The organism is Vibrio sp. 11-4(1), from assembly GCF_013048625.1.
Lineage (GTDB): Bacteria > Pseudomonadota > Gammaproteobacteria > Enterobacterales > Vibrionaceae > Vibrio > Vibrio diabolicus.
Genome location: NZ_VHSY01000009.1, coordinates 17,994 through 33,874 on the forward strand (window position 1 = coordinate 17,994; position 15,881 = coordinate 33,874).

The 15,881-nt window shown below is 43.3% G+C and carries 11 protein-coding genes; 4 read left to right on the forward strand and 7 right to left on the reverse strand.

The features are described from left to right. Window positions 1-118: 118 nt before the first annotated feature. The 6 genes from FKN16_RS18450 to FKN16_RS18475 form a co-directional block, all read right to left on the reverse strand. On the reverse strand, window positions 119-337 hold the full coding sequence (locus FKN16_RS18450) for a DUF2835 domain-containing protein (protein ID WP_046876238.1): 219 nt from the start codon (window positions 335-337) through the stop codon (window positions 119-121). 64 nt (window positions 338-401) lie between these two features. After that, entirely contained in the window at window positions 402-3,008 is a 2,607-nt protein-coding gene (gene pepN / locus FKN16_RS18455; protein ID WP_170903332.1) for an aminopeptidase N, read from the reverse strand. 228 nt (window positions 3,009-3,236) lie between these two features. Continuing rightward, window positions 3,237-3,902 carry a hypothetical protein gene (locus FKN16_RS18460; protein WP_005396553.1) on the reverse strand — a complete coding sequence of 222 codons (666 nt, stop codon included), beginning with the start codon at window positions 3,900-3,902 and terminating at the stop codon, window positions 3,237-3,239. 195 nt (window positions 3,903-4,097) lie between these two features. Beyond that, on the reverse strand, window positions 4,098-6,104 hold the full coding sequence (gene prc, locus FKN16_RS18465) for a carboxy terminal-processing peptidase (RefSeq protein ID WP_005396554.1): 2,007 nt from the start codon (window positions 6,102-6,104) through the stop codon (window positions 4,098-4,100). 17 nt (window positions 6,105-6,121) lie between these two features. After that, entirely contained in the window at window positions 6,122-6,748 is a 627-nt protein-coding gene (gene proQ, locus FKN16_RS18470; protein ID WP_046876216.1) for an RNA chaperone ProQ, read from the reverse strand. Window positions 6,749-6,846: 98 nt separating this feature from the next. Further along, a complete protein-coding gene (locus tag FKN16_RS18475) occupies window positions 6,847-7,320 on the reverse strand; it encodes a GAF domain-containing protein (protein WP_065646467.1) in 474 nt (157 codons plus the stop codon). A 92-nt stretch (window positions 7,321-7,412) separates the two neighbouring features. Here FKN16_RS18475 and FKN16_RS18480 point away from each other — a divergent pair, with 92 nt between their 5' ends. The 4 genes from FKN16_RS18480 to rsmF all read left to right on the forward strand — a co-directional run bounded on the left by FKN16_RS18480 (window position 7,413) and on the right by rsmF (window position 14,712). Then, window positions 7,413-9,209: an ABC transporter ATP-binding protein gene (locus FKN16_RS18480; RefSeq protein ID WP_006743267.1), complete on the forward strand. Its 1,797-nt coding sequence runs from the start codon at window positions 7,413-7,415 to the stop codon at window positions 9,207-9,209. Window positions 9,210-9,233: 24 nt separating this feature from the next. Continuing rightward, window positions 9,234-10,484, forward strand: a complete 1,251-nt coding sequence (locus FKN16_RS18485) for a paraquat-inducible protein A (protein ID WP_006743266.1) — start codon at window positions 9,234-9,236, stop codon at window positions 10,482-10,484. After that, window positions 10,477-13,125, forward strand: coding sequence for an MlaD family protein (locus tag FKN16_RS18490; RefSeq protein WP_170903333.1), 2,649 nt, complete (start codon window positions 10,477-10,479; stop codon window positions 13,123-13,125). Before FKN16_RS18485 ends, FKN16_RS18490 begins: the two co-directional genes overlap by 8 nt. A gap of 150 nt (window positions 13,126-13,275) precedes the next feature. Continuing rightward, window positions 13,276-14,712: a 16S rRNA (cytosine(1407)-C(5))-methyltransferase RsmF gene (gene rsmF / locus FKN16_RS18495; RefSeq protein WP_104971742.1), complete on the forward strand. Its 1,437-nt coding sequence runs from the start codon at window positions 13,276-13,278 to the stop codon at window positions 14,710-14,712. 283 nt (window positions 14,713-14,995) lie between these two features. On the opposite strand, the gene FKN16_RS18500 is transcribed toward rsmF, so the two are convergent. Next, window positions 14,996-15,829 carry a S1-like domain-containing RNA-binding protein gene (locus tag FKN16_RS18500; RefSeq protein ID WP_005396561.1) on the reverse strand — a complete coding sequence of 278 codons (834 nt, stop codon included), beginning with the start codon at window positions 15,827-15,829 and terminating at the stop codon, window positions 14,996-14,998. Window positions 15,830-15,881: the final 52 nt, after the last annotated feature.

Below are 15,881 nucleotides of genomic sequence, written 5' to 3' on the forward strand. Positions count from 1 at the left end.
CATGTGCCCATTGTAAAAGCATAATTACAAATGTTTAACAACTAATCGTGGTGGTAAGAGGTGAAATGTCCGATTCTGTGACTAAGATTCCTATTTAACTCTCTGCAAATACAATACATCACAGAGTTTCTAACTTAAGAAACTTATTATTTTGGTCAGTTGTTAGTCTAAACTGGCCTTTAATGCCTAATTGACTAAGAAATGGTCTAAATCGTGCGGCGGGTAACTGCAAACGTAAACCATTATGTGTGACGACTTGAACAACACTTGCCGCGCCAGAATAATGGGATAAAAACGTTTGATATGAAATGTTGAGGTTGAAGTAGTAATAGTTCATGAAGTAAAAACTAAGTGACATAAACAATAAGGTGGCCTTAATGACCACCCTATTGTGTTGTTTACTATTCGTCTAGTGCTTTAGTCACTTTTTCGAATAAGTCTTTAGCAAGATTATCCATTGCTTTGAGCTTTTCAAGTTCTGCTTTGATCAAAGCTTGGCGACCTTCATCGTATTTACGGAACTTAAGCAAAGGATCAATCATTCTAGATGCGACTTGTGGGTTCGAATCATTAAGTTGGCGAAGGATTTCTCCTGCAAATTGGTAACCTGCACCGGATTTATCATGGAAACGCACAGGGTTAGCACTTAAGAACGAGCCAATCAAACTGCGCGTACGGTTCGGATTTTTCAAGCTAAATGCTTCGTGGTTCATGGTTGCTTTTACTTTTTCAAGTGCATCCTCTGCAGGATTGCTACCTTGAAGTGCAAACCACTTGTCCATAACCAAACCATCGTGCTTCCATTTATCGCTATAATCTGCCATAAGAACTTCACGACACTCAAGCTGAGCACTATTTGCAGCACTCATCGCTGCAATCGTATCTGTCATGTTATTTGCAGATGCGTATTGTGCTTTCACTAAATCATTACCTTTTTCCGTATGTGCTAGGTATTGCAGACAACGGTTACGTAATGCACGCTTGCCAATCGCAGCATGATCGATCGTGTACTCTGTTTGCTTCAGTGTATGATAAGTTGCACTTAGCTCATCTTCTAACTCTTGGGAAAGTGACACTGTAATGCTGTTTAGAACTTTGTCTACGGCATCGATGTCAATTTGCTGGTACCAGCCAGTAATCTCATTAATTGAAGGCAAAGAGAAAACTTGAGCAATGAAAGCTGGCTCAAGCGTCTCATCCAATAGCACACCACGGAAAGCATCTATCACACCTTCAGAAAGCGATACTTCTTGTCCCGCTTGAACGTTTTTCACATTCTGACGAATGTATTTAGCCAATAGCATTTGGCTTGCATCCCAACGAGCGAAGTCATTCGTTGCGTGCTTCATCAAGAAGACTAATTCATCATCACTGTAGTCGTATTCTAGTTTTACTGGTGCCGAGAATTCACGCAACAAAGATGGCACTGGCTGTTCTTCGACATTTTCAAATACGAACGTTTGCTTATCTTGTTTAATATCTAGCACGTTATGAACCGATTCACCGTTAATCAGCAACGGGATAACTCGACCTTTCGAATCGTACAGCTCGATATCAAACGGAATGTGCAGCGCTTGTTTTTCAGCCTGGTCTTGCGTTGGCTCCGTAAATTGCTCTACCGTTAGTGCGTAAGTTTTTGCATTGGCATTGTATTCGCTATTTACGCGCAGCGTCGGTGTACCAGACTGGCTGTACCATAGACGGAATTGTTTTAAATCGACACCGGTGGCATCTTCCATTGCAGAAACAAAGTCTTCACATGTGGCAGCAGTACCATCGTGACGTTCAAAGTAAAGTTTCATCCCTTTTTGGAAGCCCTCTTCGCCAAGGAGTGTATGGTACATGCGAATAACTTCGCTGCCCTTTTCATACACTGTTAGCGTGTAGAAGTTGTTCATCTCAATGACTTTGTCAGGACGAATTGGATGTGACATTGGACTTGCATCTTCTGCAAACTGAGGTCCACGGATGATACGTACGTTATCGATACGGTTATCTGCGCGAGAGCCTAAGTCAGAAGAGAATTCTTGGTCACGGAACACGGTTAAGCCTTCTTTTAGACTTAATTGGAACCAGTCACGACAAGTGACACGGTTGCCAGTCCAGTTGTGGAAGTACTCATGACCGATTACAGCTTCGATACCTAAGTAGTCACGATCGGTCGCCGTTTGGTCATTCGCCAGAACATACTTTGAGTTAAAGATGTTTAGGCCTTTGTTTTCCATTGCGCCCATATTGAAGAAATCAACGGCAACGATCATGTAAATATCCAGATCGTATTCAAGGCCAAAGCGTTCTTCATCCCACTTCATCGAGTTGATCAGCGATGTCATCGCATGGCCTGCACGATCTAAGTTACCTTTATCAACAAAGATTTCTAAATCAACACTGCGACCTGACATCGTTATGTATTTGTCACGCAGTACGTCAAAGTCCCCTGCGACAAGAGCAAACAAGTAAGCTGGCTTTGGATGCGGGTCCTGCCATTGAACCCAATGACGACCGTTCTCTGCATCGCCTTCTGCAATTCGGTTACCATTGCTCAGCAAATATGGATAAGCGGATTTATCTGCGATCACTTTTGTCGTGTATTTTGCCAGAACATCAGGACGATCTAAGTAATAAGTAATACGACGGAAGCCCTCGGCCTCACACTGAGTACAAAATGCGCCGCCTGATTTGTACAAACCTTCGAGTGCTGTATTCGCTTCAGGATCAATTTTGGTGACGATTTCAAGTTCAAACTCGAATGGAAGATCGGTCAGTACAAGCGATGATTCTTTCACTTCGTGATGAGCCCAATCCTCACCGTTTACTTTTACAGCGCGCAGCTCAAGCCCCTCGCCATCGAGTTCTAGCGTTGTTGTATCGCCTTTTTGACCAACCTTTGATATCGCCGTAACGATGGTGTCATTGTCATAAAGATCAAACGTAATATCGATATCGGTAATCGCGTGAGATGGCTCTTGATAATCTTTACGATATTTGGCCTGGGGAGCTTGGGACATGAGCATAAATCCTTGTATGTCGAACAACAAAAATACCAGACTGCATGATCAAAAATGCAGTTCTGGTATCACTATATAAGCTATTTGTAGGGGTTGTGGTATCAGAATACAAGTCTTTCCATCAAAAAACGGAGCTTTTAGTGCTCTAGCTCCGTTTTTTGATTAACATTTAAACAACATTGACAATTTACCGTATGCTCGCGTAATTTGTCGTAGCAAGGTAAGCTATCAAGGCGTTACCCGATTAAGTACCGCGTACATATCGCCATTTGAATCTTCAATCGTTAATTCATTTTTGTTGAGCTTATAGGTGGTCCCGTGCTCGCCATTTTCATAGAGCAAGACTAAATATTCATCTTCTGTGTAGAAAACACCTTGCTTGATTGACTCATCCCCTTCTTCGTTGGATACCCGAAACATAAACACGAAGTCAGGTTGAAGTATCAGATCCATATGGTTGATGTTGTTTGCCACAAGGCCATCTCCGGATACATAAGAGCTAGACCATATGCCCGCTAGCGAGTTAGACAACCCTTTAGTAAAAGTCACACCATTAAGATCAAGTGTATTGTGATTATTGCGATAGGCATAAATTTGCGGCTCATCTGTGTTTAAGCCAAGAACGATGGTGTCTTCATTGGCGTTATACAATCCTTCCCAATGATCGACAGAATAATCTTTCTTTTGAATATCAATAGAAAAGCTGTAGTCGGAACCCAGTGACAGTTTTATCGCACGAAAATTTTCAGCCGACTCTTCGGGGTTTGGGTTCATTAAATACCAGTCTCCAATGAGAAACGGCGTGTCAAAGTGACTTAATTCATCTTCTCTGGTGTTTTCTCCGCTAAACACACTAAAGCAGCAAAAGCTAAGTAAAATAAAGAACCATTTCATATCGGCATCCTTATCGTTTTCTTTTAGCTTAGGCAGTAGTCCTCACTTTCGCGAAATTTTAGATGTAGATCACGTAAATTATTGGGAAAAAATAAGCGAATATCTTACTTGATACTCAATACAAACAAAGATGAAAAGACATAAAAAAAGAGTGAGCCTGAAAGACTCACTCTTTTTACTTTGAATTGCCAGTTATTATGACTGATTTTTCTGCTTGAGCAGATCAACCATAATCGCAACAGACTCATCTAAATAAACATCAGGCGCTTCATAATCTTTAGGTATATCATCCAATGTTTTGAATGCTTCCTTACCTAAAGCAGCTTGACGCTCATTGATGCGTTGCAATCGAAGAGCTTCCGCTTTATCCGATTCAGCCTTACGAACTTTCTCGTTCAAAGACAACATATTATCGTCTTTTTCTTTACGATACTTCTCTATGTCTTCATTGATGAAACGGAATTCCATCTCATCAGAAATACGCTTGTTATGAAGAGCGGTGAGTTTTTCAACTAATGCTTCGTTGCTTGGGAAGGTTTGATATTTTGCTTTATCAATCTGATCCCAAGGTAGTGCATTGTCTTCTACACTTTCACCCGTTTCAGAAGCTTCAATTGGTGTTGGGTACGAAATATCGGGTGCAACACCACGATTTTGCGTACTTCCACCGTCAATACGGTAGAACTTCTGAATCGTGTACTGAACGTAGCCTAGCTCTTTATCGAAAAGATCGTAGATATGATTCAGTGAACGATGCTGTTGAACCGTACCTTTACCGAAAGAATTTTCACCTAAAATAATTGCACGATTATAATCTTGCATTGCTGCTGCAAAAATTTCAGACGCTGAAGCACTGTAGCGGTTAATCAACACCGTCAGCGGACCATCGTAGCTCACTTTTCCGTCAGTATCGGCGTTCACCTTAATACGACCATAGCTGTCACGGACTTGAACAACAGGACCTTCTTTAATGAATAACCCTGTTAATGCTGTCGCTTCCGTTAATGCACCACCACCGTTGTTACGTAGATCAACGATTACGCCGTCAACGTTTTTGGTTTTCAACTCAGCAAGCAGTTTATCGGTATCTTTCGACAAACCGACGTAGAAACTTGGCACTTCTAAAATACCAATCTTCTTACCATCTTTTTCGATGATCTCCGACTTCACTGCGCGATCTTCTAGGCGAACTTTGTCACGAACAATTGTGACAATGTAACTCTTCGCATCGTTACCTTCTGGCAAGATCTGTAGATTAACCTTTGTGCCTTTTGGGCCTTTGATTAATTGAACTACATCATCCAGACGCCAACCGATCACGTCGACAATCTCTTCACCGTCTTGTCCAACACCGATGATTCGATCCCCTTCGCCAAGCTGCTTGCTCTTCGACGCAGGGCCACCAACAACAAGTGAACGAATTACTGTGTAATCGTCAGTCATTTGCAGAACGGCACCAATGCCTTCCAGAGAAAGGTTCATTTCCGATTGGAATTGCTCAGCATTACGTGGAGAAAGATAGCTAGTATGAGGGTCGACTTGTCGGGCGAAGGCATTCATATATAACTGGAATGCATCTTCGTTATTAGTCTGTGTGATCCGCTTCATCGCGTTGTTATAACGCTTCTCTAAAACCTCTTTAATCTCTGGCCACTCTTTGCCAGTCAGTTTCAGATTTAACGCGTCATATTTCACACGCTTGCGCCACAACTCGTTGAGCTCTGCTTCGTCTTTTGGCCATGCAGCTTCAGAACGGTCTAACTCTATCTCGTCATCAGTATCAAACTTGATCTCTTCGTCGAGTAGCGTTAACGCATAAGCAAAGCGCTCGAAACGCTTTTGCATTGAGAGGTTATAAACATCAAAAGCAATTTGGTTGTTACCAGCTTTTAGCTGATCATCAAGCTCAATTGACCAGTCTTTAAAAGAGTCGATGTCCGCTTGAGTAAAAATATTTCTATTATAATCAAGCAATTCTACATAGCGTTCAAAGATCGCTTTGGAGAAATCATCATTGAGGCTGAAATGCTTATAATGAGAGCGGGTAAATCGAGAGGTGACTCGTTTGCTAGCTGTTTCGTGCTGAACTTCAGGAGCGAGAACCGGCAAGTCATCTTTATGTAGTTTGGCTTCGAGAGCCTGAGCTGATGCTGCTAGCCATAAGCTAGCAGCAATCAGTGTCACTTTTGAACGGCAATTCATGCGTAGGAGTATCTCCTTTATGCGCGCAAGTGCTCCGCTTTCACAACCATTTGTAGGCCGTTAGCAAGTTGAACACGTACATCATCCTTATTGATCTCAACAATGGTCGCTGCCATGTTTCCTTTGCCCATGTTCACGTTAACTGCGTTACCTACTGTGATTTCGTCAGCATTTAGAGCGCGCGTTTCTACAGGCTTAGTTGTTTTTTGTACTTTTGGTTTGTTAGTACGACGAGGCTGTTGAGGCTTTTTAGCCGCTGGTTTCGCTTTCGCCTTACCCTCTTCACGAGCTTTTTGTGCTTGTTCTTTACGACGAGCTTGAACTTTTGCCTTGCTTTCTGCAAGTGTCGCTTTCGCGTGTTCAACGTGCTCTTCTTCTAGCTCACCACAAGGGTTGCCGTCTAGGTCTACACGTACTGCACCTGGTTTTACACCATGTAGGTAACGCCATGATGAAGTGTACTGTCTTAACGCTGCACGAAGCTGTGTTTTGCTTACTTTTTCGTCTTCACTTAGACGTTCCGCAAGATCTTGAAAAATACCAATTTTCAGAGGTTTTGCTTCACCTTCTAAAGTAAAGCACTTAGGGAAACATTCAGCAATATATGCAATAACTTCTTTGCTGTTTTTTAACTTTTCAGTCATGAGGGTTCCTGATTTGAGCGGATTTCCGCGAAGCATTAAGAAAAAATATTCTCGTATTATAGTGACATGCCAAGGAAAAACCACACTCGAGGGCTAATTTATGCGTCGTTCGCGTGTGAATTAAGCAGCTTTTCTACTTCAGCCATGAAATGAGTGAGACCTTCTTCGTCTGTTTCATTGAATCGACCAATACTTGGGCTGTCAATATCAAGGACACCAACCACCTCTCCATTGATAGAAAACGGAATCACAATTTCCGAATTACTCGCTGCATCGCACGCTATATGTCCCTCAAATTCATGAACGTCGTATACTCTTTGTATAGTGTTAGTTTTTGCAGCAGTACCACAGACACCGCGCCCCATAGGAATGCGGACACAAGCTGGTTTTCCTTGGAACGGACCAAGAACGAGCTCTTCACCTTTTGCTAGGTAAAAGCCAGCCCAGTTAAGATCGTCCAACTCCATGAAAAGCAGTGAGCTCAAGTTTGCTAGGTTAGCAATAAAGTCAGGCTCAGACTCAATTAGAGCAACGGCTTGTTTGGTTAGTCTATGGTATTGTTCTATGTTCATATTAACTTCCTACTTACTATAAAAGCTTCCATTCTCACTGTATGGCGCTAAAATGCAGCCCTACTTTATAATAGGACTTATTCTCAATTACAATGCTTCTGAAAAATGACACTATTAGCCGTTCTTGGTTGATAACACAAGTAAAAAAGCACAAGTCCAAGCTGATCATAGCGAACTTGATAGCGGTGCTTGCAACCTTGATTAGTGTTCCAATCCCCCTTCTCATGCCGTTGATGGTTGATGAGGTTTTATTGGACCAACCAGCAAAAGGCTTAGCTGCTATGAATGCCATTCTCCCTGAAGCGTGGCACACTCCGACGGGTTATATATTTTTCACCCTTTTCTTGGTCGTCCTGATGCGAGCTGCAAGTCAGGGGTTAAATATCCTTCAAAGCCGACAATTTACACTTGTTTCTAAAACGATCACGTTTGAGATGCGCAGTAAAATGATCGACAAACTTGGTCGTATCAGCATCCGCCAATACGAAACCAAAGGCAGCGGAGGCATCAACGCCCACCTTATCACTGACATTGAAACCATCGATAAATTTATTGGTTCTACGTTAGCAAAATTCGTTATCAGTTTTTTAACGGTCATTGGTACTGCCATCGTTCTGCTTTGGCTCGACTGGCGACTTGGTCTATTTATTCTGCTAGTTAACCCTATTGTCATTTACTTCTCACGTAAACTAGGAAGTATGGTTAAACATCTGAAACGGAAGGAAAATCATTCTTTTGAAATTTTCCAAAACCGTTTAGTTGAAACATTAGATGGCATTTACCAGCTGCGCGCAGCCAATAAAGAGCGAGAATTTCTCCAGCAACTCAAAGACAGTGCGAACCAAGTTCGCGTGGATGCAGACAAGTATGCGTGGCAATCAGAGGCGGCAGGTCGCGTCTCTTTCCTACTCTTCTTAATCGGTTTTGAGTTATTCAGAGCCGTCGCCATGCTGATGGTCATGTTTAGTGACCTCACTATTGGTCAAATCTTTGCTGTTTTTGGTTACCTATGGTTTATGTTGTCTCCTGTTCAAGAGCTGCTCGGCATTCAGTTTTCTTGGTACAGCGCGAAAGCTGCGTTAAAACGCATCAACGACTTATTAGTATTAGAAGAAGAACAAAGACCGGTACCTAAGGTAAATCCTTTCAAAGAAGACAGAGAAGTCGATGTTAAAGTAGAAAACGTAGACTTCTCTTATAATAATGAAAACAAAGTCCTAGATAACCTTTCTTTACATATACCGGCAGGAAAGAAAGTGGCGTTAGTTGGTGCGAGCGGAGGCGGTAAGTCGACCTTAATACAACTACTTATTGGGGTTTATCGTCAAAACTCCGGTAGCATTCGCTTTAATGATGAATTAACAGAAGATATTGGTTTTGAAGTAATTCGCGACAAAATTGCCGTGGTATTACAGCAACCTATACTATTTAACGACACCTTGAGGCATAATCTAACGCTCGGTGGGAATTTTGACGAAATGTCACTTTGGCGAGCACTCGAAGTTGCTCAGCTGCAAGATGTTATTTCTCAACTGAACCACGGTTTGGATACTCAAGTTGGCCGTAACGGCATTCGTTTGTCAGGTGGTCAACGACAACGCCTTGCCATCGCAAGAATGGTGCTGAGTAATCCTCAATTTGTTATTTTAGACGAAGCCACGTCTGCGCTTGATACCGCTACTGAAGCGGCATTGCACAAAGCATTGACTGAATTCTTACGTGGTAGAACAACATTAATCGTTGCGCACCGTCTATCAGCCGTAAAACAAGCCGATTTGATCTACGTGCTTGAAGATGGAAAAGTGACGCAAACAGGTACTCATGGTGAGTTAGTTGAGCAAGAAGGCTTATATCAAACCTTATATGGGGGCATACAGTCCCACGCTTAAATCGGTCAAGTTAGAGAGGTCGTTATGACCTCTCTGTCTAAGCACGCCATGCAGCCAAATAATGTGCGCTTGTGCCAAGGTTGCGAATTGCCTGTCGATATCGTCGACTTACCCAATGGAAAAAATGCACACTGTCCTCGTTGTGGCACACAGTTGTATCGAGGCGGTAGCCCTAGCCTCTCAGGTAATTTAGCCGTCGCGATAACCTGTATCCTGCTATTTATTCCATCACACTTTTTTAACTTTATTAGTATCCGACTCTTTGGTGTGATGATTCCGGCAACCCTACCTTCAGGGATGATCACATTGATGGAAGAAGGCTTTGTTCTTCTTTCACTGCTTATTCTATTTTGTAGCTCTCTAGCGCCGCTGACGGTTTGTGTTTCAGTGGTTACGGCACATATCTCGCTGCATCAACGGTGGTTTCGAGGGCTTCGTGTTTCACTGTGGCTAATTCAACATTTGAAACATTGGGTAATGCTGGATGTGTTCTTAGTTAGCATCGCCATTTCCTGCTTCAAACTCCAAGATTATTCCGACATTTTTGTAGGCCCAGGGTTAATTGGTCTGGTTCTTTTGCAGATATTTACCGTTTTGTTAGTTTCTCGAATCAGTGTGCGTCGTTACTGGGAAGCCTGGAAGCCAGAACGTCTTTATTCCTTTGAACACAAAGACGTGCATTGCCATGAGTGCCACCTGTCTCAACCTGAAGGTGACCATTGTCGGCGTTGTCACCACGAGTTATATCATCGCAAGCCCAACTCCATTCAGAAGACATGGGCTTACCTCATTGCGGCAACGATAGCGATTTTCCCAGCCAACTTGATTCCTATTTCCATCTTGCTGACCAATGGCAAACGTTTGGAAGATACTATTTTCTCAGGCGTAGCTGGGTTGGTAAAAAGCGGTATGTATGGCATCGCAGTGATCATTTTTGTGGCCAGTATTGTTGTGCCAGTTGTAAAAATACTTGGCCTTGCCTACATCATGCTTTGCATTCAATTCAAACGTTCGGTGTTTAAGAGACAACGAATGATGGTTTACTTTGTTGTTAAATGGATCGGTAAATGGTCTGTGATGGACTTGTTTGTTATTTCTATCATGATGACCTTAGTCGATCGTGGTCAGATACTTGATTTCACACCAGGATATGGCGCCGTGGCCTTTGGTGTTGTCGTGGTATTGACCATGCTTGCAGCGGAAAGTATTGATCCAAGGCTAATCTGGGACCAAACAGGCCCAACACAATCAGAAAAAGAGTCAATGAATGAGTGATCAGAACAGTTCTCAAACGTCATACGTACCAGATGTAAAGCGGAGCAAAGGCATATCTCCTCTTTGGCTTTTGCCAATTTTGACCATGGTCTTAGCTGGCTGGCTTGTGGTGAAGTCGATACACGATGCAGGACAACGGGTGCAAATCTATTTTTCTGACGCTGCTGGCTTGGTCGCTGGGCGAACCACTATCCGTTACCAAGGGCTAGAAGTCGGTATGGTGAGAGACATTAACCTCACTGAAGATCTCGGCAGTATTTATGTTGATGCCGATATCTACCCTGAAGCGGCAAAATTGCTGAACGATAAAACTCGCTTTTGGCTGGTAAAACCAACAGCAAGCCTAACGGGAGTTTCTGGGCTCGATGCGCTCGTGTCGGGTAATTACATATCGATTCAACCTGGAGATGGTCAAGAGTTTGAAACAACGTTCCATGCGTTAGACTCTGCACCAACAGATTTGCGCGTTTCACAAGGTTTGAACATTAAACTCAAAAGCCGCGATTTAGGTGGTGTGTCGATTGGATCTCAAATTGTTTATAAGAAAATTCCAATCGGTGAAGTCTACAGCTACCAGCTGGATGAAGACGCAAAATCTATCACGATTCAAGCCAACATCCAGGATCAATACCGACATATCATTAACAACCGCAGTCGGTTCTGGAACGTAAGTGGAATCGGTGCCAGCATCGGTTTTGAAGGCGTCGATGTAAGGCTAGAAAGCATGAGTGCTCTACTCGGAGGCGCGATCGCCGTCGATTCTCCGGATGACGGTGAGCCTGTAGAAGAGAATACTGAATTCCGTCTGTATAAAGATTTGAAAACTGCAGGTCGAGGTATCGCTGTTAAAATCGTCCTCCCTGATGACAGTAAAATCAGTGGCGAAGGCGCACCCATTATGTATCGCGGAATCGAGATTGGCCAAGTTACAGACTTAAACCTATCCGAAGGGCGAGAAGTGATATTAGCGTCAGCGGCAATTCAACCAGCTTTCAGTGACATGCTGACGACAGGTACCCGATTCGTCTTAGAAGAAGCAAAAGTGTCCCTCTCTGGTGTTGAAAACATTGCCAATCTCGTGAGAGGAAACTTCTTAACCATTGTTCCAGGTGCCGGTGATCGCTCTCGCCGCTTTACTGCCATTCGTAAAAACGTTTTTAACCAACAGCAAGAAAAGTCCATCGCTATTCGTTTAGTGTCTGACAACTCGTTTGGCCTAGATAGCGGTGCCAACGTGCTTTACAAAGGCATCGTTGTCGGTTCAATTATCAACGTAGGCTTAGTTGAAGAAGGTAAAAAATCGCAACATGAAGTATTTATGGACGTATTGATTGATCATGAATACAAACACCTGATCAAATCAAACAACCGTTTTTATGTAACCGGAAGTGCCTCTGCAGAGTTAACGGAATCGGGCCTCAGCGTTACCGTTCCTCCGGCAAAACAGTTGTTAACTGGGTCCATTAGCTTTGTAAGCGAAGGCAAGCAAGATATTCAAAAAGAGTATCAACTATTCCAAAACGAATCATTGGCAGAACTAGCACAGTACAACCAAAGTGGCTCTAGAGCACTCACACTGTTTGCTTCTGAATTGCCGCCGATTTCCAAAGGCAGCCCTCTGCTCTATCGTAATCTTCCTGTTGGTAACGTCTCCGATTTCCAATTGGTTGATGGCGGTGTGTTAATTAAAGCAACCATCGAAAACCGCTTTGCTTACCTCGTAACACCGCAAACCGTCTTTTGGAGCCGTTCAGGGATCGAGATAGATGCATCGTTAGCTGGCGTGAGTGTGAAAGCTCACCCTTTAAAATCATTAATCGAAGGTGGCATCGCTTTTGACTCTGTTCCTGGCGTTGAAAACAAAATTGGAGACAACTGGAAGTTATATACAGATCAAAAAACCGCACGCAAATTTGGACGCGTTATTGCGTTAGAAACAGACGGCTCACAAGAAATTGCCAAAGGAATGCCGATAGAGTATCAAGGCGTCAAAGTTGGTGAAGTCACACTGGTTGTACCGAATTTTCGTCGCAATATGGTTGAAATTACCGCAAGAATCCTACCTGAATATGTAGAAAACATTGCGGTTGAAGGCTCACATTTTTGGCTAACTGAGCCAGAGATTGGCTTAGGGGGCGTGAAAAACCTTGGCGCATTGGTGTCGAAATCCATCAGTGTTGAGCCAGGTAAAGGTAAAGCTAAATTTGATTTTCAGTTGGAAAACGGTTCAGAACGTGTTCAGGGCATGATGTTTACTTTACAAAGTGAACAACGAGGCTCAGTACAAGTCGGAACGCCTATTCTTTACCGCCAGATGGAAGTCGGCCAAGTAACCGACGTGAGCCTAGGAGAATTTGCCGATCGCGTCGTCACGACCATCAAGATACAGCCTGAATATGCTTACCTCGTTCGTCAAAACAGTGTGTTTTGGAATGTTTCAGGAGTAGATGTCTCCATCGGAATTACTGGTGCGAACATCAAAGCGGGCACATTTGATAGTTTAGTTCGCGGAGGAATTGCGTTTTCAACGCCAGAACAATCGACTATTCCACCAGCGGCAAAAAGTGGGCAATCTTTCTTTTTGTATCCACAAGCTGAAGAAGGTTGGACTCAATGGCGTACTGCGATTCCTAAGCCGTAGAATAAAGCTCAATTCACATACAATTGAAGTTTGAGTACCTTAAAAGAGCAGCAATCGCTGCTCTTTTTTATTGCTCGGCCCTTGTCACTATTCGTTTCTGCTTCGCTTTCGTATATTATTTGCCACAAATTCTGCAAACGAGATCCCACATTGCATCCTAATGTTTACATCCCAGACGCGTTTCTGGAAAAAATCCAAACTATCCTTCCTGCTCACCTCAACATGGAAGACTTTATCGCATCGTGCCAAAAGCCACTGCGCAAAAGTATTCGTGTTAATACGTTGAAGATCAGTGTTGAAGCGTTTCTAGAACGTGCAGACGCAAAAGGCTGGAAGCTTTCTCCTGTGCCTTGGTGTGACACAGGGTTTTGGATTGAAGCGGACGAGTCAGTTGTACCATTAGGCAACACTGCAGAGCACATGTCAGGCTTATTCTACATTCAAGAAGCCAGTTCAATGATGCCAGTATCTGCGCTGTTTATGAATGACGAATCTTACGATACCGTGTTAGATACAGCAGCTGCACCAGGATCAAAGACCACTCAAATCGCGGCTTTAATGAACAATGAAGGCGTTCTCGTGGCTAATGAATACGCCGCAAGTCGTGTAAAAGTGCTGCATGCCAACGTGGAACGTTGTGGTGTACGTAACGCCGCACTAAGTAACTTCGATGGGCGCGTTTTTGGCGGTTGGCTACCAGAACAATTTGATGCGGTTCTGCTCGACGCGCCCTGCTCCGGCGAAGGCACCGTTCGCAAAGACGAAGATGCAATGAAAAACTGGACGCAAGCTTCCGTGCTCGACATAGCTGACACACAGAAAGATCTTATTGAAAGCGCCTTCCATGCACTAAAGCCCGGTGGTGTGATGGTTTACTCAACGTGCACACTCAGTACCGAAGAAAACCAACAAGTTTGTCATCACTTGAAAGAAACCTTTGGTGATGCCGTTGAGTTTGAAAGCCTTGAGACCTTGTTTGAAAACGCAAATGCTGCTCTAACTGAAGAAGGTTTTTTGCATATCTTTCCACAGGTCTACGACTGCGAAGGGTTCTTTGTTGCAAGAATTCGTAAACTGGCTGCTATTGAACCACCAAAGGTCAAAAAGCGCATGGGCAAGTTCCCGTTTACCAAAGCATCGAAAAAAGAATCGGTTGAAATTGCCCAACAGCTGCAAAGTGCGTTAGGTATTGAACTTCCGAATGACAGTTCTGTATGGCTTCGCGATAAAGATGTCTGGTTGTTCCCTAATTCTTTAGAGCCAATGATCGGCGAATTACGCTTCTCCCGTATGGGTATCAAGATCGCGGAAGCCCATAAAAATGGCTACCGTTGGCAGCATCAGGTGGCAACGGCATTAGCGACAGGCTCTGAGGCAAACGCCATTGAACTCAGTATTGAAGAAGCGCGCGAATGGTACATGGGACGTGATGTTCGCCCACAAACGATTCCTGAGGGAATTAAAACAGGTAAAGGCGAAGTACTTGTCACCTATCAAGGCGCAGTCATTGGCCTTGGAAAGTGGGTAAGCAACAGAATAAAGAATGGTCTTCCTCGCGAATTAGTACGAGATAAGAACTTATTTTAAAGAAGTAACGAATCATAAATAAATGAAAAGCCATCGTATTTGCGATGGCTTTTTAATTCGTAAGTATGAAAGCAACTGGGCTCGCTAGCGATCCGGATACGCTGTACTAAACTAGTTGTATCAAAGTAATGCTTTGATATGGCATTTCTCTCTATGTTCACCAACAAAATTATTGTTGGAAAAAGTTTAGCGCAGGCTCTGCGGAGCCGTTTCCCCTAGGCCCAAAAAAAGGAAAAGTTTGGGCCGTTTTTTTGGCTGCAGATCCGCTATACGTGAGTTTGGGCTACGCCAGACGAATACCGTCTTTCTCGATAACAATCTTGCCCTGCTTGTACAATCCACCAATGGTCTTTTTGTAAGTACCTTTACTTGTACGGAAAGCGTCAAAAATCGCTTCAGGAGAAGACTTATCGTTCAAAGGTAAAAAGCCACCCTTCTTCTCTAACAGATCAAGAATCTTGCTAGAAAGATCGTCCATTTTTGCCACGCCGACTTTTTGTAGCGCGAGATCGATTTTGCCATCTTCACGAATTTGCTTAATAAAGCCTTTCAGTTTCTTACCGATGTAAAGCTTACCAAACACATCTGATGGGAAAATCATGCCCCAATGCTTACCGTTAACAATCGCTTTGTAGCCAAGTTGACTGCGCTCTGCGATGATCAAATCAACTTGTTCGTTAACTTCATAATTCGCCGGAGTTTTGTCTAACCATTTGTTGAACTTAGTCGTACCAACAATGCGGCCTGACGCTTTGTCAGTATATACATAGACAAGAATAGTTTGTCCCGCAGAGAAGCGAGTGCGTTGCTCACTAAAAGGAATAAGTAGATCCTTTTCTTTGATGCCCCAATTTACAAAAGCACCTGTCGCGTTGACGCCCTCAATCTTCATTAAGCCCCATTCACCCACTTGGGCAATAGGTCTTTCAATGGTCGCAGCAAGCTGGCTTTCTGAATCGAAGTACAAAAATACGTCTACATGATCACCAATTTCAGTACCCTCTGGTACATACTTATTAGGCAGTAGAACAGAACCGTAATCATCACCATCCAGAAATACGCCAAAATCAGCCTTTTTAATGACTTCTAAGCTGTTAATTTGACCAATTTTAATCATTGATTTTGTCTCTTTTTAAATTTACGTGGAATTATACCTAAACTAACAAGAA

Excerpts from the sequence above, each read along its gene's own strand:
- FKN16_RS18485 (WP_006743266.1), top strand. The coding sequence starts at position 9,234 with ATGACCTCTCTGTCTAAGCACGCCATGCAGCCAAATAATGTGCGCTTG.
- FKN16_RS18500 (WP_005396561.1), bottom strand. The coding sequence starts at position 15,829 with ATGATTAAAATTGGTCAAATTAACAGCTTAGAAGTCATTAAAAAGGCT.
- proQ (WP_046876216.1), bottom strand. The coding sequence starts at position 6,748 with ATGACTGAAAAGTTAAAAAACAGCAAAGAAGTTATTGCATATATTGCT.
- FKN16_RS18480 (WP_006743267.1), top strand. The coding sequence starts at position 7,413 with ATGCTTCTGAAAAATGACACTATTAGCCGTTCTTGGTTGATAACACAA.
- FKN16_RS18460 (WP_005396553.1), bottom strand. The coding sequence starts at position 3,902 with ATGAAATGGTTCTTTATTTTACTTAGCTTTTGCTGCTTTAGTGTGTTT.
- prc (WP_005396554.1), bottom strand. The coding sequence starts at position 6,104 with ATGAATTGCCGTTCAAAAGTGACACTGATTGCTGCTAGCTTATGGCTA.
- FKN16_RS18490 (WP_170903333.1), top strand. The coding sequence starts at position 10,477 with ATGAGTGATCAGAACAGTTCTCAAACGTCATACGTACCAGATGTAAAG.
- FKN16_RS18450 (WP_046876238.1), bottom strand. The coding sequence starts at position 337 with ATGAACTATTACTACTTCAACCTCAACATTTCATATCAAACGTTTTTA.
- FKN16_RS18475 (WP_065646467.1), bottom strand. The coding sequence starts at position 7,320 with ATGAACATAGAACAATACCATAGACTAACCAAACAAGCCGTTGCTCTA.
- pepN (WP_170903332.1), bottom strand. The coding sequence starts at position 3,008 with ATGTCCCAAGCTCCCCAGGCCAAATATCGTAAAGATTATCAAGAGCCA.